We start from the raw sequence: 20,453 nt of genomic DNA, 5'->3' as shown, positions 1-20,453 counted from the left end.
AATTATATAAATGAAAAAAATGTTTTTTAACCGATCTTTAAGTGCGCTGATACCCGCCGTATTTTTGATGCTGACAAGCTGTGTAGCACAAAACGAAGAACTTTCTCTTAAGTCTAAGGACAATCTAAATAAGATTGAGTTGTCTTTAAGTCAAGATGGAAAGTTGTCTTATAAGGTTACCCGCAAAGACCAAGCGATAATTTTGGATTCTCCACTTGGACTAAATTTTGAAAACAACGATTTTACAACAGGATTATCGGTTGTAAAGGTTTCGCCAATTGAAGAAAAGCGTGAAAAATACGAGCTTAAAGTTGCCAATAATAAAGTTGCAGATCATGTTTTTAAAAGCAAAAGCATCACATTCAAAAATAGCAAAGGCGCTTTAATGACAATAGATTTAATTGCTGGGCAAGAAGGAGTTGCTTTTAGATATAAGTTTACAGAGCAGGAAAAACAGACTAGAGTGCTAAAGAACGAATTGACAGGATTTCATATTGATCAAAAAGCAAAAGGATGGCTCCAGCCGTACAACAAAGCAGGAGATTATACTCCAGGTTATGAAGATTTTTATGTGAATGTAAAACCCGGAGATCCAATAAATGGCGCAAGAGGCGAATCTATTGGCTGGTGTATGCCAGCACTTTTTAATGTAAATGATGCTAAAAATTGGGTTTTGATTGCAGAATCAGGAACAGATGGTTCTTTTCCAGGATGTCATTTAGATCCAGATTCTAAAGACGGAGTTTATAGAATTGCTTTTGCTAAAAATGACGAAAAATTTACGTTGCCTTTGCCTGATAAAGAAAATGCTTATCCTGAATCTAATTTACCTTGGACAATGCCATGGAGAGTTATTATGATTGGAGATAAAGCGGGTGATATTTTATTATCTACTATGATTACCGATTTGGCTCCGGCATCTAAAATAAAAGACGTTTCTTGGATTCAATCTGGAAAGGCAGCTTGGTCATGGTGGTCGCATCCCGAAGATTTTACTCCAGAAATGTATAATAAATTCACGGATGTTTCGGCTTCATTTGGTTTCAAATACACACTTTTTGATGCAGGATGGGAAAAAGCCAACAAAGAAGGTAAAATTGTTGATTATGCATTGTCTAAAGGAGTGCAGCCATTAGTTTGGGGATTTTCAGCAGAATACTTTGATCCAGTAAAAAGAAAAAAAAGATTTAAAGAATTGGCAGAAATGGGAATAAAAGGTGTCAAGATAGACTTTTGGTGTTCGGACAGACAAGAAGTTATGGCAGCTTTACAAGGCGTTTTTGAAGATGCAGCAAAAGAACATTTGTTAGTGAACTTACATGGAACAACAGTTCCGAGAGGTTGGCACAGAACATGGCCCAATTTTGTAACAGCAGAAGCTATTTTAGGAACAGAAAGTTATTTCTACGAACCGAGATTTCCAGAAAAAGCAGCAGAACAAAATACAGTTTTGCCTTTTACAAGAAACGTAGCTGGTCCAGCAGATTATACGCCGTTTGCTTTGACTTTTAGAAAATATAAACGTGTAAATACTTCAGTTCATGAACTAGCAATGGCCATGATTTACACATCAGGAATTATTCATTTTGCAGATTCTGAAGAAGTTTTTAATTCATTGCCAAATGAACTTAAGACTTTAATAAAAGAAATGCCCGCAACTTGGGACAAAACAGAGGCTATTGTTGCAGATCCAGGTAAATCAATTGTGCTGTCTCGTAAAAAAGATAACCTTTCTTATATTATTGGAATAAACGGAACGAACTCATCTTTGCCCGTTTCAATTGATTTGGCTAAATATGGAAAAGGCTATTCGAAATTCAAAATCATTACTGAAGGTAAAGATCCATTAATGGATTTTAAAGTTGAAACTTTTCCATTAACCGCTAACTGGCAATATAATATTGCTTCTAAAGGAGGTTTTATTATTGAGTTTATAAAGTAAGAGTTAATGTTAAGTTGAGGTATAAAAAGGTGTTTAAATTTTTAAACACCTTTTTTATTGAATGGTTTTTAACAGAAATTGGAAAGCTTATCTCTCACTTTAATAAGGAATAGAAATTGAAAATTAGCAAGAAATATAGATATTACAGAGAAGCAATTTAAATGTTTATGACGATAAAAAGATTCTTTTTGCTAAATTTATAGAAGCAAAATTTAAATTTATAAAAGTATTGTGTCTTTCAAAAACAATGTTTTTATATAATAAGAAGTGTTATAAGGAATTAGAATCATTAAAATAATTCTGTATAGATTTTGTCTATTCTCTAAGAATTATTTATGATTCACAGTCAGAATTTTCTTTTTCATTAGTTTGTAATTTAGTCAAAAATAAAATTTTTCAACTATGGACAATCAATCAAATGACATCAGCAAATGCCCTTTTCATAATGGAAGCATTGATAAGCAGGCAGCATCGGGAACTAAAAATATTGACTGGTGGCCCAAACAGTTAAAGGTAAATATCCTGAGACAGAATTCGGTATTATCAAATCCGCTAGATAAGGATTTTAATTACGCAGAAGCTTTTAAAAGTCTCGACATTGAGGCATTAAAGAAAGATTTGCATGCTCTTATGACTGATTCACAAGATTGGTGGCCTGCAGATTTTGGTCATTATGGAGGTCTTTTCATAAGAATGGCTTGGCATAGTGCAGGTACTTATAGAGTGCATGACGGGCGAGGCGGAGCAGGAGCAGGACAACAGCGATTTGCACCTCTTAACAGCTGGCCAGACAACGTAAGTCTTGATAAAGCAAGAAGATTGCTTTGGCCCATAAAACAAAAATATGGACAAAAGATTTCATGGGCAGATTTATTGATCTTAACAGGAAATGTGGCTTTAGAATCAATGGGCTTTAAAACATTTGGTTTTGCAGGAGGACGTGCCGATGTTTGGGAAGCAGACGAATCTGTTTATTGGGGTTCTGAAACGACATGGTTAGGTGGTGACGAACGTTATAAAGACGGTTCTGAAGGTGTTCCAAAAGATCATGGAGTGGTATCATCTGATGATAATGCCGACGGAAATATCCATAGCAGAAATCTTGAAAAACCGCTTGCAGCAGTACAAATGGGACTTATATATGTAAATCCTGAAGGACCAGATGGAAATCCGGATCCTATTGCGGCAGCTAGAGATATTAGAGACACTTTCGGCCGTATGGCAATGAATGATGAAGAAACTGTTGCCTTAATAGCGGGTGGACACACTTTTGGTAAAACGCACGGTGCTGCCTCATCAGATCATGTGGGAGCTGAACCAGAAGCAGCTGGTCTGGAACTGCAAGGCTTAGGATGGCAAAATAGTTTTGGTTCTGGAAAAGGAGGAGATGCTATTACAAGCGGACTTGAAGTGACTTGGACAAAAACACCAACACAATGGAGCAATAACTTTTTTGAAAATTTATTTGCTTTTGAATGGGAACTTTCAAAAAGTCCGGCGGGAGCACATCAATGGGTAGCAAAAAATGCGGAAGCAATTATTCCAGATGCTTTTGATGCTAATAAAAAACACTTGCCAGCGATGCTGACTACAGATTTATCTTTAAGATTAGATCCTGCTTATGAGAAAATATCACGTCGTTTTCTAGAAAATCCAGATGAATTTGCAGATGCTTTTGCTCGTGCATGGTTTAAATTGACGCATCGTGATATGGGGCCTCGTGCTCTTTATCTTGGATCTGAAGTGCCTACAGAAGAACTGCTTTGGCAGGATCCTATTCCAGAAGTAAATCATACTTTAATAAATGACCAAGATATCGAACAGCTTAAAGAGAAAGTATTAAATTCAGGATTAAGCGTGTCTCAATTGGTTGCTACAGCTTGGGCTTCAGCTTCTACTTTTAGAGGATCAGATAAACGTGGAGGTGCAAACGGTGGACGCATAAGACTTGCACCACAGAAAGATTGGGAAATAAATAATCCAGCTGCACTTAAAGTTGTTTTAGATAAATTAGAAGGTATTCAAAAAGAATTTAATGCTGTAAATGGAGATAAAAAAGTTTCATTGGCTGATTTAATCGTTTTAGGAGGATCTGCAGCTGTAGAAAAAGCAGCTAAAGATGCAGGAGCATCTGCGAAAGTACCTTTTTCACCTGGACGTATGGATGCATCTGCAGAACAGACAGATGTTGAATCGTTTGGATATTTAGAACCAAAATCTGATGGTTTTAGAAATTATAGAAAAACTAAATCGACTGTTTTAACAGAAGAACTTCTTATAGATAAAGCCAATTTGCTGACTCTAACTGCACCAGAATTAACGGTTCTTTTAGGTGGACTTCGTGTTCTGGATATTAATGCAGACGGAAGTAAAAATGGTGTTTTTACAACGAGACCTGGCCAGCTAACAAATGATTTCTTTGTAAACTTATTGAACATGAATACAGAATGGAAGTCTGTTTCAAATGACAAAGAACTTTATACTGGAAATGACAGAAGTACAGGACAACCTAAATGGATAGGAACACGTGCAGATCTTGTTTTTGGATCAAATTCAGAATTAAGAGCAATTGCAGAAGTTTATGCAGCTGGTGATGCTCACGAAAAATTTGTAAACGATTTTATTGCCGTATGGACTAAAGTAATGAATCTAGACAGATTTGATTTAAGAAAATAATACTCGCTTATAGCAAAAAGAAAAAGACGCCAATTACGGCGTCTTTTTTTATATGTTTTTAAGAACGTGGTTTAGACAAATTTCGATCATACATAACAATAGTTCCAGCAACGGCGACATTCAAACTTTTTTCTGATTTGAATTTTACTAAATGATGGCATTTTTCCATTACTTTTTTAGATAAACCATGATCTTCTGCACCCAATATATAAACACAGCGTCTTGGATGTTCAAAAGTTTCTAAATCAGAGGCTTTTTCAGATAGTTCAACACCAACCAATCGTGCTCCTTTTGGTAAGTTTTCAAAAAAAGCTTCAAAAGTATCGTAATGAAAATACGGAATTGCTTTTACAGCATCGTGTGTATCGCAGGCTTGTTTGGCATATCGATTGCCAATGGTGAATATAAAAGTTGCGCCTAAGTTCTGAGCCGATCGCCACAAAACACCTAAATTTTCTGGTGTTTTACCATTTTGTATTCCTATACCAAAGTATTCATTTGTAAAATTATCACTCATGAGGGCAAAAGTACAAACTGTATGCAGATAAATCAATTTTTGTTGAGACGAAAAGAAGTCTATTGATATTATCTTGAATATCTATTTTCGGATGACTTGTTTTTATAATATTTAAAAGTTTAATCTATCGGCTCTATTTTGTCAGCTTTTATCATAAGATTTGGTTTTAAACTTTTAGATCTTAATCTCCATCTGTTTGATCGGCAGTAATAGCCGATTGATTGAGCCAATCAAGTCTGCCTTGTACTGCTTTAACTTTGCCATGGTTTGCAGCAAGTTTTTGATCGGCTTTTGTTTTTACTCTTTCTTCGTCCTTAGCAATTATATGCTGATTCATACTTTCTCGACTAGCTTCTAATTTTTTTATATTTTCTTCTGTTTTATGAATTTCTGAAGGTAGAAATTCAAGACGGTCATGTGGCGCTTTAGCATGCAGTAAGCTTAGATTCAGGCGAGTTACAGATTTTTCAGCTTTTTGAAATTCAACTTTAGCTAGCTCCACTTGTTCCCTAATTTCTTTACTATTTGCTTTATCATACGCTTGTTTATAAGCATATTTTATACTCAGATTTTTAAGTGCAAGCTCGTTAAAACTTTTGCCTGCTTCCCAGCCTGTTTCTATCAAGGTATCTTCACGAAAAGTTACCGGTATTCCACGTTTAGGTTTTCGGCCTGTTGTTCCTACCACCACGATATCTTTCTGGATATTCTGTTTGGTACTTTCTAAATCTTTTAAAGCTTCTTGAATTTCTTGCTCCTTAGCTCTTAAAAGTTGTTCTGTAAGAGTGCTTTCCTTCTGTGCTAATTCATATTCTTGTTTTGCTCGCTCAAGTTCTCTTTTAAAACTTTCTTCTTGTACATACGGGGTTAATTTTTGCATCTCTTGACGTAATAATTCAAGATGGCTACTTGCAGCCTGTATTTCTAAATCAAATTGTTTTAATTTTTTGCTGCTGGCTCTAAGGTCTTTTTCAATGGATTTAAGCTTGTTGCGTTGCTTGGCATAGGCAGATAACTCAACTGCATCTTCTGCTTCAGAATCAGAATCATAGTTTAGTGAAGAATCAGATTCTTTATCGATAGAATTTACTTTAGGGATGTCTCCGCCAACGACCTCTTCACCAGTAAGTTGATGAAATCGTGCTTTGTTTTTAGCTACAATTTCGCTGGCCCGATACCCAACAAATAAGCCTCCATGTGTACCTCCTGAATAAAAACTCCAATCTTTTAGTTGCTTACGAATTTCTTCGTTCATGATTTTATGAGATGCGTTGCAAGCAAAGCAGTCAGCAAGAGTACCACCTATATACACATCTTTTTCATTATACTTGCTATTTTTACGACGGTCCAGAATTGCTCCGGTGACTTTGAGTTCGCCATGCATATTTTGAGTTTTATCAGATGGATGCATAGAGGTTGGAACTACATAAATACCAGGAGTTCCACTATGGTATTTGACTGTATCAATTACACCTGCATTGATCGCTACGATTAATCGTTTTAACTGTGATGAAACTTCCTTGTTAGTTTCTACTCCGGTTTCTTCATCTGTATATGCCCCTTCCAGTAAATTTTTAGTTTTGGCTATGTCCTTGGTACGTCGACCTCCCGTAATTCTTTGGTCTGAAGAGCCAGCTAAAGGATCTTGGTTATGAATTATATTTTTGAGTTTTGCAGCTACTTTTTCTAACTTTTTCTCCTGTTCAGGACTTTCCTGATTAACACTCAATACTAATGTATTATCATCCAAAGCTACAGCAACGTGTACATTGGTTGAAGTTGCAAGGATTCTTCCTATTCTGTCTATCATTCGCTCAAAGCGTGTTAAATTTTTACGTGGTACCGAATGATGATGCCCTTTAGTTGTTGACGCGGGATCTGCAGGTGATTTATAGCTTTGAGATCTACCGTGGGTAGAAGGAGGAACCAAACCATGTTCTTCGTCTTCATTGAGCTGTGCAACAGTTGTCTTAGATGTTTGATTTTGAGAGAGTAAAAATGGTGATGGCATTTGCTTTCTCTGCAAAGCTTTCGCCCCCATAACATCAGCTTCTTTCTCTAAACCTTTATCGTCATTCACATTCACTTTACCTTTCATTTGTATAGTTGGCTTTACTCGCCCTTGTTTTTCCTGTACAACATGCCAAGCTTCGTGAGGCAAATGTTTTTCTTGTCCTGAGGCTAAATGAATATCAGATCCTTGAGCATAAGCATGAGCATTTAGCTGTGCGGGTTTATCTGAGTTATAATGCACTTTAACATCATCCATAGAATGACCAGAAAGGTTTTCTATTCCTGACTTTAAATTTTCAGGCAAACCAGTATTGTTTACTTTTCTTTGTAAAACAGAAACGGGGCGATTGTCCGTAAGTTCTCTTGCCTTATTTTGAACAATTTTTTCGTCAGAACTATTTGCAGCAAATTGCGTTTTTGTTTTATCAGTTGAATATTCCATAAATACTAATTTTAAATATTATTAGTTATTTTTAGATCTAAATGCTTTATTTTCTTTTTTTACTTGGTCTGCGCATATAGTTTTTTGGAAGTGTTTTTCTATGCAGAGCATGATATTTTTTAAAACCAGTTGCACCAACATGTGCTCTGTTTCCTCGAGAAGTATTACAGGTTCCACAAAATACCCTGCCATTTCTCATGTTGTTTCTTCCTCCTTTTGAAGCGGGTTGTATATGATCAATGTGAAACTGTCCATCGCCCATTCTTCTGCCTTGAAATGTTGCATAATGTACCTGTGAATGCTGAAATCCGCAGTAATCACAAGTATGAAAGCCGTCGTTTTTCTTTTTATTTGCTGCTAATTTTTTTGCTCTTTGCTTTTTGTCAAATTTTATTAGCTGTACTGTATTAGAATTGAAATTAGCAATAGCCTGATTAGATTTTAATTGTCTAACTGGAATATTATTATTTCTTAGAGTTGAAGTTGAAACGCGATTATCAATTAGCTGATAAGTATTTTTGGTACTGTTGCTATTTGTCAGATGGCTTGCTGCATCCTGAAAATCATTTTCTGTCGAAACTTTGCTATAAGTATTCATGATTCTTTTTTTATACGTTTATGCTTTCTATTAAATAGCCTTTATAATCTTTCGCAAAAAAGCAAAATTTCTAACCTCGAAAAGGCGTAACCTCAACAGGGCCAACACCGCCCAAATAATTAATCGCTGAACAAAAGGGATGGTTGTGAATCCTATTTTTAAAATGCTCTAAATCTCGATCAAAGTAGGGTAGCTCCACTTTTTCTCCGGTAATTAGCTTTACCAGATGATCATTTTCTAAAGGATAAATTTTAAATAAAGGTTTTCTCGCGGCATAGAAAAGATTTTCGTCATCAGCTATAATAGAAACCTCGCCACGGTTTTCTTTTAGTTTTTGAGGATTCGTTTTTAATAAGTTAACGATCTGATTTTCAATTTTAGTAACCATTTCTTCTACACTTTTTTCGGTAGTTTGTACAACCAAATAAAGATTGTGACTTGTAATAAGATATCCGTTTATATAAAAGAAAATCTTGTCGTCGAAATCATTCAAAGCCAATGCAATTATGGTATTCACATAATTCAAATCAAAATGTTTTTTCCAGTTCCCAATTTTTAGTTTCACTTTATGACGGTGTAGCTGAGGTGCGGCAATGGCAACTTTTTTTATGTTTTCGTTCTTTTTCATCACGTCAATTCATTTGAGTAACCACAAGTGTTTTGTTCTCTTTTTTAAATTCACGTCTAATTCCTTCCAATAAATCGTGCTGACTGACAGCTGTTTCATTTTTCTGAATGGCAGCCAGAGCGCAAAATCGTAATACATTAATAATTGCTCCACCAGCAAGTTCATACTCTTCGGCAATGCTTTCTATATCAATATCTGAACTAAGCTTGCATTTTCCTGAGAATGCTTTTTCCCATAAAAGAATCCTTTCCTCTGCGGTTGGCATCGTAAAATGAATCATGGACTGAAATCTTCTGGAGAAAGCTTCATCCATATTTTCTTTTAAATTGGATGCTAGAATAACCACTCCTGGAAAATCTTCAATTCTTTGCAGTAAATATCCCGTTTGCTGATTGGCGTGCCGATCGTTTGAAGAAGAAGCATTTGTTCTTTTTCCAAAAAGCGCATCGGCTTCGTCAAAAAATAAAATCCAATCCTTATGTTGTGCAACATCAAATATTTTCGAAAGATTTTTTTCGGTTTCCCCAATATATTTAGAGACAATCATAGAGAGATCAACCCTAAAAACTTCTCTATTGGTGCTTTTTCCAAGTAAAGTTGCAGTAAGTGTTTTACCAGTGCCTGGAGGTCCGTAAAAAAGGGTTCGATATCCGGGTTTTAGTTTGTTTTCTAGACCCCATTCTGTCATAAGAGTTTCACCATGATTTAGCCAAGCGTTAATCTCCATAACCTGATTCATGACATGTTCTTCGAGAACCAAATCGTCCCAATTTAATTTGGTAGAAATTTGTTGTGCAGGAAACGAAACGCTATGTTCAAGTTTGGGTAAAGTGCCTGTTATAAAAAAGTTCAGCCAACGCTCGTTAATCGAAAGCACGTGATTCAAAATAGGAACATTAGATTCGTTATTTTCTAAAATCAAAACCTGTTCTTTTGAAAGTATATTTGAAGTATTCAGAATTTGAAGCACTTCTATTCTTAATTCAGGATTTACAGCGGTAATTAAAAAAGATAAGGTTTGACCTGTAGGCAAAAAACCGCTATGATTTTTATTGATAACTCCGCCAAATTCAGTAAATCCACGATCGTACATCGCATTTTTACTAAAGAAAATATCCAGAACTTCGGGTTTAATCTGAGGTGCAAGAATTAAGGCAAGACAAAGCCTTTCGTAAAGATTCAAATCCCATTCGGTTATTTTTTTGTAATAAACACAATTTTCAGTTTCTGCATCAGTTTCTGGTAGCGGAATATCCTGCCAGCGGTTTTCATGTCCATCCTGAAGCAGATAACTGCAAATAACCTGATCGATTACCTTTTGCAGCCAATCCATTTCATTATACAAAGAGACAATATTGGGATTAGTTTCCATAAGCTCCAAATAATTTTTCTAAATCGTCTAGATTTGCATCAGCCCATTTAAAATAAAGCAAAGCCGTGTTAGGATTCAGCTCATTGCATTGCAGCATATCCAAATAAAAACCTTGAGCATTTTGCATAATCATTTGCGTGTTATAATCTGCATCATTATGAAAATTTGAATCAAAAAAAGAATCTGCCCATTCGCTTGTATTGTTCTCTTTGGAGATAAAATCAGTGATGAAATAAGCCAATTTTTCGTCTTGCACGACTAATTTTTTAGCTTTGAAATAAGCAGGTTTTCTTTTGGTTTCTCGGTGGTAATATTCGATATCTTTCGACTGAATTGTTTTGGTGTTTGGATGTCCGAAAATATCAGACAATCCAAAATTTTCGGCCTCACAAGCCAGTTCTAGTTCGGCATTTGCTTCGCCAGCTATGGCTAGAGTAGTGTTTTTTGCAGTTGCACTTTCTGTTACCACATAAAGTTCCCTAAATGAATATAAGGTTTGTGTGAGCTTTATAATTAATTGTTGTTGGATTTCATTCCAATTATTAATTTTTACAGATTCAGGTTCATCGGCTTTAAAAATGAAGCTTCCTTTATTAGCAAAAGCCAATATTTGTTTGCTAAATTCAAAATTGCCTTCAATGGAACCATGTGCGTGTGATCGTCCTGAATAAGGTTTTGAGATACCATCACTAAAATTCCAATTGGCATCATTTAAGGCAATTATTCCGCTTATATCAGCATCGTGACGCGATATAATGCCATTGCGATAAATGTTTCCAAGAAGAATAATTTCGCCGTTTTTAATCTGAAAATAATCGCCAGGAAAAAGACTTTTATTTAACGGTTTGGTAGGCAGAAATCCTCCAGTTTTGAGATAAAAATGCCTATAAAAATTCTTATTAGTATGATCCATAACCTTAAAAATTATTGATTAAAGTCCACTGAATGCCATAAGCAAACAGTGGACAATTTAATTGATCTTAAGAGGCATAAGCAGCAGCAGTTGCCGCAGCTAAGCTAGATTGAAGCGATTGCAGTTTGATTTGCGCTTTGTTTAAATTGGCAGTTGCAATGCTCAATTGTCTTCCCGTTTCGTCATTTGCAGTATTGGCTTTATCATAAGAAATCTGAGCGTTTTTATACGCATTGTATATTAAGGCTCTTATAGAAGTCTTGTCTGAAGGCTGTACTGATAAAGGCGCGTCTAAAGATTTTTCATCTGTTAAAGTCAGATACAATTTTGTTGCTTGTTTGCTTTCTAAAGTAATTGCCGCTTCAGATTCCAGAACAGAAGCTTCTGCCGCCAATGTAGATTTTAAGGCAACTAGCGTAAGAGCAACCGCATTATTGGCGTCTGTACCCGCGCTGTTTATTCTAGCGATTAAATCATCAGAAATTAACGGATTAAGTGCTTTTTTGCGAATAACTAGAATAGACAGTTTATTAATTATTTCTACAGAATAAATTAATTTGCTGATCAAGTCACTGATGCTTTTGCTAACTGTTGTTGAGTCTTCTGTTGCATAGGCTGTTTTTGAAAAAGCAACTCTTGAATTGAGAGCTAAGTCGTAAGCATTTTGAATAACTTGATCGATCAAGTTTTTGTTGCTTAATGCATGCGTACGATTGCTTTCAGAAACTAATAAATAACCTTGATATCGGGTTGCTTTTTCATTCAGCGAATTTACAATTGTTTGTTGTTGCTGTACAATTGCTGTTGCATCAACTACTTGATTTTTTAGCAAGTCTAATTCAGCTTTTTTCTTTTCTGTAATTCCGTATTTCTGTAAACTTGGTCTTAACGGAGTTAATGATATAGTATCCATATAGTTGCGGTATTAATTAGTTTGTGATTTCAGATTTTGGTTTTGTAGAATAAGGTATTGGCGGTGTGTTTTGCCAATCAGAAAGACTATTTTTATATCTGGTTTTTAAAATCTCACTGCCTTTGTAATAAGACAAAATAACAGGAATGTAATTTTTATCTTCAATTAGCGGATTTCCAAAATTATCTGTAGTGGTGCCATCAATATGCACTTCAAATTCTGGACTTGAAGTTGTTTTCTGTTTGGCACTTGTAAAGTTTCCCGCCGGAATGTTTTCTGCTAAATTTAAGTTGAAGAAAAAGGCATTGGTGTTTTTAACCGGTTTAGGCGATTTCTCTTTCACTTCTTTCAGTTTAGCGTTCAAATCTGTCAATTGCGCTTTTGCAAGGCGTAATTTCTCTTTAGTATCAGCCAATGTACTTTTCAGACTATTATTTTTCTGTTTGTCTTGATCAGGATCTTTACTGTTTTTAGCGGTTTCAGCATTTGCTTGAGCAGAACTATTTAAGATTTCTATCTCTTCGGTAAGCGCTTTAACTTCAGCATCAACAGTTTTAATTTCCTCATCTAACTCCATGGTTTCAATTTTGGATTCCAAAGTCTGTAAATCCTCATTTGTAGAAAGATTATCGGTGTAAGGCAAGAAGAAACATCTGTAATCAATTTCACTTGCTTTTAATTCTTCTTTCTCAACATTAAAAGTAATTTTAGATAAATCTTCAGAATGTTTTCTAGAAGTGCCAATATCTTTCGCACTTTTTAAAGTATAGACTAACGAAAATATTTCAGAAGGAGCAGATAGATATTCATCAAACGTATTGATTTCTTTCTTGTAAGATTCAGTAAACATTATTAAAAGAAAAGCAACATAATTTTCGCCAAGCACTAGAGGTTCATTATCTGCATCTCTCAAAGATTTATAAGCGATAGAGGTGCTGTATTTTCCTTTATCATCTGGTTTTTGCGTCGCAGGAATACTTTTGCATTGCTCGGGATTGCCCACCAAATCTTCTGCCGTAGAAGCATTAAAGAATGATTTCTTACTGTCTTTTACCAAAATGATATTGTAGCTTAAAACTGGATTTGCTAATCCTTTATTTTGCGTTGCAGGATCTCTATCTTCGGGAGTAAAAGGACTTTTGTAAGCATCAAATGAAAGACTAAAACTGCCTGCTGAAGGATCAAAAGTTGTAGGAACCTCAACAATCAAGGCCTGATTAAATTGTTCGTTGTTATACGTATAGGCTTTCTTTGAAGCGTTATATTCTACCTCACAACATTTTATAGCTCCTTCTGCAGCTCTTGTAGCAATACTTGCTTTTGCTCTCGTATCGTTATCTACTGTTAGTACCGCAGTAGTTGCGGTTAAATCTGAAGTAGTTACCTGCAATAAATTGTTTACAGAAGAGTTAGTCAGTTTAGCCCCATCTGCCACAACAGAAGTTGAAACTTCAGAAATCGATGCTGTAGCTTCCATCGCATATTGCGAAGTGAGCTCTGCAATATAAGCCGTTTTATTAATCAGATTATAAGCTTCAAGCGTTTGCTGATAAATTTGAGTTCCATAATCGGCAGCATTTACAATACTGTAAATACTTCCAATATCGCTAGCCAAACGCACAATAGAATTTGAAGCAATTTGTATATTCGAAGCGCAAACCGCCATATTGGTAACGGCTTGTGTTACATACGTTTTTTGCTGATTGGCAGATAGTAATAAGTTGTCTGCCATATTCTTATTCGTAACTACAACATTATTTATGTGTTGCTGTTCTTTGTACAATTTTGCTGTTGCATCGAGTTTTTCCTGCGCAACAATTTCAGCTCCTTCAGCATAATAAAGAGTAAACATTGAAGTGCTCAATTGTGAACTCAATTGTTTTTTGGTCATTTCCTGACTTTCTAATGAAGACAATACACTAGAATGCAGATTTTCATTGTAACTGTTCATAATAGTTTTTTTAGTTGATTAATTTATATTTCAATATTGTATTCAAGGTTCTTATTTGGATAATTGGTTTTTAGAATACTTTTTTAATAAGGCCAAATGACATGCAAAGGCTTATCCATCCAATGGTATTTCATAATCGAAAAAGCAAAAGGAGATCTGTTAATCAATATATCATAAGCCCTTTTCTCTACCGTGAGTTCCCATTTATCTTCCAGTTCTACCAGAATTCCGTCGCGTACAAGCCAGTTGCCGCGAAAACCGTCTACGGAGCAATCTCCAATTTCTGGCCAATGCGAAATCGCCGCTTGTATCAAACCGTTTATTAATTGTTTTTCCTGATCAGGGATATCAATAAAATCAGGCACAGTATCGGTTAAAGGCAAACCGCACAAAACCTTGTTTAGCGGCAAATAAACCTCTTCCGTTTCCTGCATTCCTGTAATTAGATATTGCAAGTATTGTACAGCTCGAATTTGATGTTCGTTGCTTCTAAATTTGCTTTCAGAAGTTAGGCTCAATCGTTCAAACAGCATCGCGATATAATCGTTTAAGAGTACAATTCCGGCGTTTCTAACAGGAATTCCTTGTTTAGGGCTGTTTTTTGGGTTTTCTTTAGTTTTATTATATTCCATTTTCGAAATTATTTCAGTTTGTTTTAAGACGGTTGAGGTTTGCTTTTCGGCTCTTAGAATTTCTTTGAAACCAAGCTGTAAAGCGGGAGGAAATTGATAGATATATTTTTCCATATCGGCCAAAAAGCTTTTTTTTGAGATTCCTTTTTTTGTTACAACTTCCCAGATTAATTCGTTCCAGATTTTGTCTATTGCAATAAGTCTCCAATTGTCGTTGGTTACAGCCTTTAAGAGCTTTCGCAATAAGAGATGCTGCATTTCTTTAGCAGCCAATCCTTTTATTTTGACATTGCCCAATACATGATTGAATTTTTCCAAAATCCGTAAAGACAATTCCTTGTTTTTATCCAATTGACTAACCGCATTGCATAAATGATGAAAGTTTATATTGCGGCAAAGCCAATCTATTTGAGCTTCAGGAATAAATTCTTTTTTTATTATTCTAAAGAAAATCTTTGGCTCTTTTACCATAATGGCGTTCAGAATGTCTTTAATCTCAATGGTTTTAGAAATGCTGAAAGCAGATGAAACTTGCCTTTCTATAAGGATTGATGAAATCCATTTGTATTTCTCTTTCTCGGATAAACTCTCGATTTCAAAAAGCAAATCTGTACTAATTGATTCTGCAGTTTCATTAGAAAGTATAGAATCAGAAATGCCATTGTTTTCTAAAAAAGGCATAAAATCTGGTACTGAATTGGCATATTCAAAAGATTTTGTTTTGTTTTGAAGCTGTATTTTTTCATTTGGCATATTCTTTTTTAAATACAATTTGAGTTCTTTCTGAAGCAGTTTGTCAAATAAAACTTCATTGCCTTTGTAAGCAGAATACTTTAAAATCGCATTCCAAAAAAGTTCATTTAATGCTGCACTAATTTTAGTTTCCGAAACCGATTTTACATTTCGAATTAGGATAGAAGCCGTTTTCTGAATCCAGTTCTTTTTCAGCGCAACTGCATTTGTCAAGAAATAAAGCAATATGTTTTCACTTTCTTTTTTGTCTTGTTTTCGGAGTAAAGCAAATCCTGCATCATTAAAATTGGCACTCAATAATTGCGCTAATTCCTGCTGATCTTGCTTTGATGTATTTTGAATGAGCAACGCAAGCGCAACGGTATCAATAGATCTTGTGTTTTTTAACTGGTTTAAAAAGGTCTTTTTAATAGCCACTCCAAAAGATTTAATTCGTTTGGACTGAATTAGTTTTGCGATAAACTGAAAATAATCATCGCGTCTCGTCTCGGTCACTTTTTTGGATAACTGCACAATAATAGTTTCCAGAAACGAAGAGGAGTTATGCTCCGGATGTAACAATATTTCCTGCATTCCGAGAAGCAATAAATCATCGGTCATTAATTCTTCAGGAAAATCATATTGATCTTTTTCATTTAGAATCTCATACACAACTTGTATCGTTTGTACAAGTTTTGTTTTTTTGTAATTGGCTGTTTTTAGCAACAATTGAAGCATTTCTCGATTCAAAACCAATGGAAGTATTTTCTTAAGAATCTCTTTATTTCCGTATGAAAGCATGGCTTCGAAAGCCATTTTAGGATGCAATAAAATAGTTCTAGTCAGCGATCTTTGTAAATCAATAAAAAAGATACTTTTGGTACTGTTTTTCTGCAATTCTAGTTCAAGTTTCGCTACAAGATTTTTGAAATGAATAGCAGGATAATTAGAATTATTACGGCTTATTTCTTTGCAATAAATAGCATTTAGATTCGTAAAAATAACCGCGGCATTATTGCTTTTTATCGCCGCAGGAATTTTAGCATTGGTAAAAAGAGCCAATAAATGCTCATGGCTAAGATTGTTTTTTTTGCTTAATTCTTTAATGCAAAATAGGAGAAAAGCAGTATTGTCGGTATTTTTATTTTTGATGAGAAAGAGAATTCCAATTTGCCATAAAGCCTTATAGTTTGTTTTTAGTTTAAAAGTCTGACTCAGCTTGTTTAGATAAATGATAGATTCTGTATGAAGCTGCGATGGTGTAGTATCTAGTTTTGAATATAATATTTTTATCGAAGTTTCATTTAAATCCTGAAGCAGTGAAACAAGCAAACTCTCGTCCTGAAAAATGGGCTGAAGCAGCGTATTAAATTTTGTTTTATTCTCGCTGTTCAATACGATTATCAATTCGTTTAAATTGTCTTTGTCGGCTTTAAATCTTCTATTGTTTTTATTTTTTAATAATGGCTCTAATAGACTCCAATAATTTGTAGCAGTTTCAAGCTTATAATTCTCGCTTTTTTGCGTTTCATATTCCTGCGTTAGTATTTTAAGACAAGCGATAAAATCGTTGTTCTGCGATGTTTTATCAGAGAGTTTTACAATCGTATTTTCGATTAGAATAATAAGGTCGGCATAAGCAATATTGTAATGATTGGCCATTTGCAGAATACTGCTTTTCATGAAAGCCAGTTTATTAAAAAGCGTTCCACGTTCGAGCAGCAAAAAGTTCAGAATAAAGAACCATAGATTCTTTTTGAAACTTGCCGTACTCGTTTGGATAATCGTTTCTTTAACCTGGATGTTAACCATTGTTGCGCTAAATTCAATAATAGAACTACTATTGTTAGGTTCGAGCGCGGCGATTATTTTAGTGATGTTTTTTTCGTCAAACTGCCATGCAATTCGTTTTCTCACTTCCTCGTGAGACATTCCTGTTTTTTTAATAATCGCAATAACCTCAGCGAGATTATCCTGAAGCAATTCTGCCATAATCTGGTTGACAGAACCTTCTTTGTTCTGATAATTCCATGGTAAATAACCTTCTAGCAAAAAGACCGTAAGATTTTCTAGAATTGATTTTTCTTTATTGTAAACCGCAATTCCGTTTTGCTTCTGATTGTTTTGATACAGAATTAATTCGGCTATTTTTTCTCTTAACAGATTGCGTATTTTTCGACTAAGATCAAACTCAAGATCACTATAATCGCAGGCGCCAAGATCAAGTTCAAGCAATTCAATTCGCCAACTTTGTTCTTGCGGGCATAATTCGTCAAAAATAGAGGTAACCTCTCTAGGCAACGAAATTTTGCTCCAAGCACTTAAACGCTCCTGAAGTCTGTAACCTTCTTTCTTTTGATCAAAAGTGGTGTCCCATTTTAGACTCGATACAATATGGCTATTTATTTCTTCCATTTTTTGCTTCTAAAATTGAGGTTAGACTATGGATTAAATTGACAGCATATTGCTCTGGGTTTGAAGTTGCTTCTGTTTTGGTGTGGTGTGCATCCAGTGTATTTTTGAAACGTAAACTCTCATGCAAACTATAGTAATTCGATGTAAAACTTTCAAGTTCTTGAAACTGAACAAACAGATATTCAGATTGTATATTCGTCGGAAGACTAACCGCAAGAAATTGTTCTAAACGTCTTTCGAATTGAGGAGTTTGGAATTCGGGAATAAAATCTGGAAATATCAAAATCGCATTTTTCTTAAAAAGTGCATCGTTAATTGTAATGGTTCCGTTTCCAGAAGAAACGGTAATACGAAATGAATAATCAGAGAATTTACTTTTGGTATAATCTATAGATGTTCCAGTTTGAGAATTATCAGTACTAAAAGCATATTTTTCATTAGAAAATTCCAACTGACCTTTTAAAAACTGAGAATCCAAAACGGTTTGACTTTCCGTATTTAAAAGATAATTTATATTGGCAATGGTTTGGAAATCTGTATTTTGTATTTCGTAAAAAGAATTATCACTTTGTTTTACAATTTCAAGATTATATTTTAATTGACTTAAGAGAATAGAGGTTTCAATAAAAAAACTACCTTTTCTATTTTCTTTAAGCCAATATATTTTTTGTATGGTTTTATTGCTGTTCAATTGATCTTCGATAGAATTTTGTGAAGCTTCAAATTGTGTTGTAATAAAATTGGTATATATGTTTTTTAATCCGAAAAGTAAATTCAGTTTTAATTCTAAAACAGAAAAATTATTGAAATCTGTTTTGCTTAGTTTTTCTTTTTTATTGATTTTATTAGATTGAAAAACAAAATCAGACGTGTTTTCGCTAATATGGTCAAAATGCTCCTTTTTAATGTTTAGCAAATGAGCCTCTGAGGTTTGATTAATTTTTGAAGCCGTTAGAATATTATAACCTTTAAAACGGTTGTAGGATAATAAATCGAGATTCTGCAAATACAAACTCTTTATAATAATCTGATCTTTTTTCTTGTTTCCAGTATAGATGGTATCATGAATGATAGCATCAATTACTTTTGGCGATTCGCCGTGTCTGGCAAGCAAATGATCTAGTATTTTGTTTCGTCTTTCGAAGTTAACATCTTCTTCTTCTTCCATGATTTTCATCATTCCAAAGATGTAGGCATTATAAGGATCTTGCTGATATTCTCGCCAACTTTTTTCTTTCAATTCCTTTTTAGTTTCGCCGCCATTGCTGTATTCAAAAATGGCATTATTTTTCAATAAAGGTTTGATGTGAGGAATACTATACAGAGATTGATAGAAATAGCTAGGAGAAAACATTTTGTACGGAACAGGATATTCCAAATGCTTTTTCTCGTATGTATCTTTTAGTGCATAAAAAGCATCGTTGTCTGATGGCGCTCCGCATACCGAATTGGTGAAAGAAAACAGTTTGGGAACATTGGCTAATTGCGAAAACTGATTGGCCAAAACCTGATCAAATAAAGTCAAATAGCCTTTTAACTGACGCGATTGTGCCACTTGAACGGGCAAAGAATCGTCTTCGATTTTATCGTCGCCAATGCCATATTGCTGCGGAAATGTATTTTGAATGGAGTAATAACTATTGATGTCTCTAAAACTGCTTTTTGGCAATTTTATAGTCGGTTTGTTGTTTAAGCTCGTTACATTATCCTGATATTGGCCAATATTGATTTGCAACGGATCAAAGACATCTGCGACTATTTGTTTTCCATTAGAATTTAATGTTAGTTTTTTCTCTTTATAAGAATTTATAATATCAACAAAAAATAATTGGCTTTGTGTTGCTTGCAATGCTTGAACATTATTCGTGTTCTGATAAAGCTGTATCCCCGAAACCGAAATGACACCGGTTACAGACTCCATTACAGGAATTAAATCAATAGCTTTTATGGTATCTTTTTTATCGTATAAAGAATCGTCAGAAATCCAACCGTTTTTAAGATACGGGCCATCATATATTGTAGCAGCATCATATCCGTCTTCTTTCATCGTCTCATAATTCGCCTGATCTATTTTCGGAAAAATATAATTGCGAATTTTATTTTGAAGTTCTAATAAAACAGCATTTTCATCTGCACTTTTCTCAAGTTCTATATTTCCGCCAATCTTGCAATTTTGCAGTTGCAATGCAATTGGCATATTAAAAAGTTCGCCAATATTTCGACTCTGATTGAGGTAGTAATAAACCGACTTGCAAATGTTATTGCATTTAATATCATCGGTAATATCTGGATTGATATAAAGATAAATTTGATACACTCTGCTAAATGCCAAAAGATTCTGATTGTAAGGTGCGATTACAACATTGTAAACCTCTTCGATGCCGTCTATAATGTATTTTTTGTAATCGTTAATGGTGTATGGCGCCGTAGTCAGAATTTTATAAGGCATATAAAACTGATTTTCAATTTCCATTTTTCCTGTAGAATCGGTTAAAATATCTGGAATCGAAAAATCGGTGCAATAGCCTAATTCGGTCATGGCATAACAAACCTGATCTAGAATTGTCATTCCAGGATCGCTCGGGTTAAAGTTGGTCCATTCATTGCCAATGTGATTTTGGATATAATCAATAGCTTCGTCTTTCAGGAAATTAAAGTCCTGATGCGGCGGAAGCTGAATTTTTGTTATTTGATTATTAGTATCCATTT

The 20,453-nt window shown here is 34.6% G+C and carries 12 protein-coding genes; 2 read left to right on the top strand and 10 right to left on the bottom strand.

Annotated features, from left to right (window positions below):
* Positions 1-10 precede the first annotated feature (10 nt).
* Positions 11-1,942, top strand: coding sequence for a glycoside hydrolase family 97 protein (locus tag BSF41_RS14100; RefSeq protein ID WP_095930140.1), 1,932 nt, complete (start codon positions 11-13; stop codon positions 1,940-1,942).
* 402 nt (positions 1,943-2,344) lie between these two features.
* Positions 2,345-4,618, top strand: a complete 2,274-nt coding sequence (gene katG / locus BSF41_RS14095; RefSeq protein ID WP_095930139.1) for a catalase/peroxidase HPI — start codon at positions 2,345-2,347, stop codon at positions 4,616-4,618.
* A gap of 58 nt (positions 4,619-4,676) precedes the next feature.
* Here katG and BSF41_RS14090 read toward each other — a convergent pair whose 3' ends face one another.
* The 10 genes from BSF41_RS14090 to BSF41_RS14045 form a co-directional block, all read right to left on the bottom strand.
* Positions 4,677-5,135, bottom strand: a complete 459-nt coding sequence (locus tag BSF41_RS14090; protein ID WP_095930138.1) for an RNA methyltransferase — start codon at positions 5,133-5,135, stop codon at positions 4,677-4,679.
* A 181-nt stretch (positions 5,136-5,316) separates the two neighbouring features.
* Positions 5,317-7,590 carry a DUF4157 domain-containing protein gene (locus BSF41_RS14085; RefSeq protein ID WP_095930137.1) on the bottom strand — a complete coding sequence of 758 codons (2,274 nt, stop codon included), beginning with the start codon at positions 7,588-7,590 and terminating at the stop codon, positions 5,317-5,319.
* Positions 7,591-7,636: 46 nt separating this feature from the next.
* On the bottom strand, positions 7,637-8,188 hold the full coding sequence (locus BSF41_RS14080; protein WP_095930136.1) for an HNH endonuclease: 552 nt from the start codon (positions 8,186-8,188) through the stop codon (positions 7,637-7,639).
* Positions 8,189-8,258: 70 nt separating this feature from the next.
* Positions 8,259-8,816, bottom strand: coding sequence for a hypothetical protein (locus tag BSF41_RS14075; protein WP_095930135.1), 558 nt, complete (start codon positions 8,814-8,816; stop codon positions 8,259-8,261).
* Positions 8,817-8,820: 4 nt separating this feature from the next.
* A complete protein-coding gene (locus tag BSF41_RS14070; RefSeq protein ID WP_095930134.1) occupies positions 8,821-10,188 on the bottom strand; it encodes an ATP-binding protein in 1,368 nt (455 codons plus the stop codon).
* Entirely contained in the window at positions 10,178-11,101 is a 924-nt protein-coding gene (locus BSF41_RS14065) for a hypothetical protein (RefSeq protein WP_095930133.1), read from the bottom strand. The genes BSF41_RS14070 and BSF41_RS14065 overlap by 11 nt, the downstream gene beginning before the upstream one ends.
* 67 nt (positions 11,102-11,168) lie before the next feature.
* Entirely contained in the window at positions 11,169-12,014 is an 846-nt protein-coding gene (locus tag BSF41_RS14060; RefSeq protein WP_095930132.1) for a hypothetical protein, read from the bottom strand.
* A gap of 16 nt (positions 12,015-12,030) precedes the next feature.
* Positions 12,031-13,965, bottom strand: a complete 1,935-nt coding sequence (locus BSF41_RS14055; RefSeq protein WP_095930131.1) for a hypothetical protein — start codon at positions 13,963-13,965, stop codon at positions 12,031-12,033.
* Between the two features lie 83 nt (positions 13,966-14,048).
* On the bottom strand, positions 14,049-17,744 hold the full coding sequence (locus BSF41_RS14050; RefSeq protein WP_095930130.1) for a contractile injection system tape measure protein: 3,696 nt from the start codon (positions 17,742-17,744) through the stop codon (positions 14,049-14,051).
* On the bottom strand, positions 17,728-20,451 hold the full coding sequence (locus BSF41_RS14045; RefSeq protein ID WP_095930129.1) for a hypothetical protein: 2,724 nt from the start codon (positions 20,449-20,451) through the stop codon (positions 17,728-17,730). Before BSF41_RS14045 ends, BSF41_RS14050 begins: the two co-directional genes overlap by 17 nt.
* Between the last annotated feature and the right edge of the window lie 2 nt (positions 20,452-20,453).

This window comes from Flavobacterium sp. ACN2 (assembly GCF_002303885.1).
Taxonomy (GTDB): Bacteria; Bacteroidota; Bacteroidia; order Flavobacteriales; family Flavobacteriaceae; genus Flavobacterium.
Note: the sequence above shows the minus strand (reverse complement) of the source record. Positions and strands in the feature narration are given on the sequence as shown.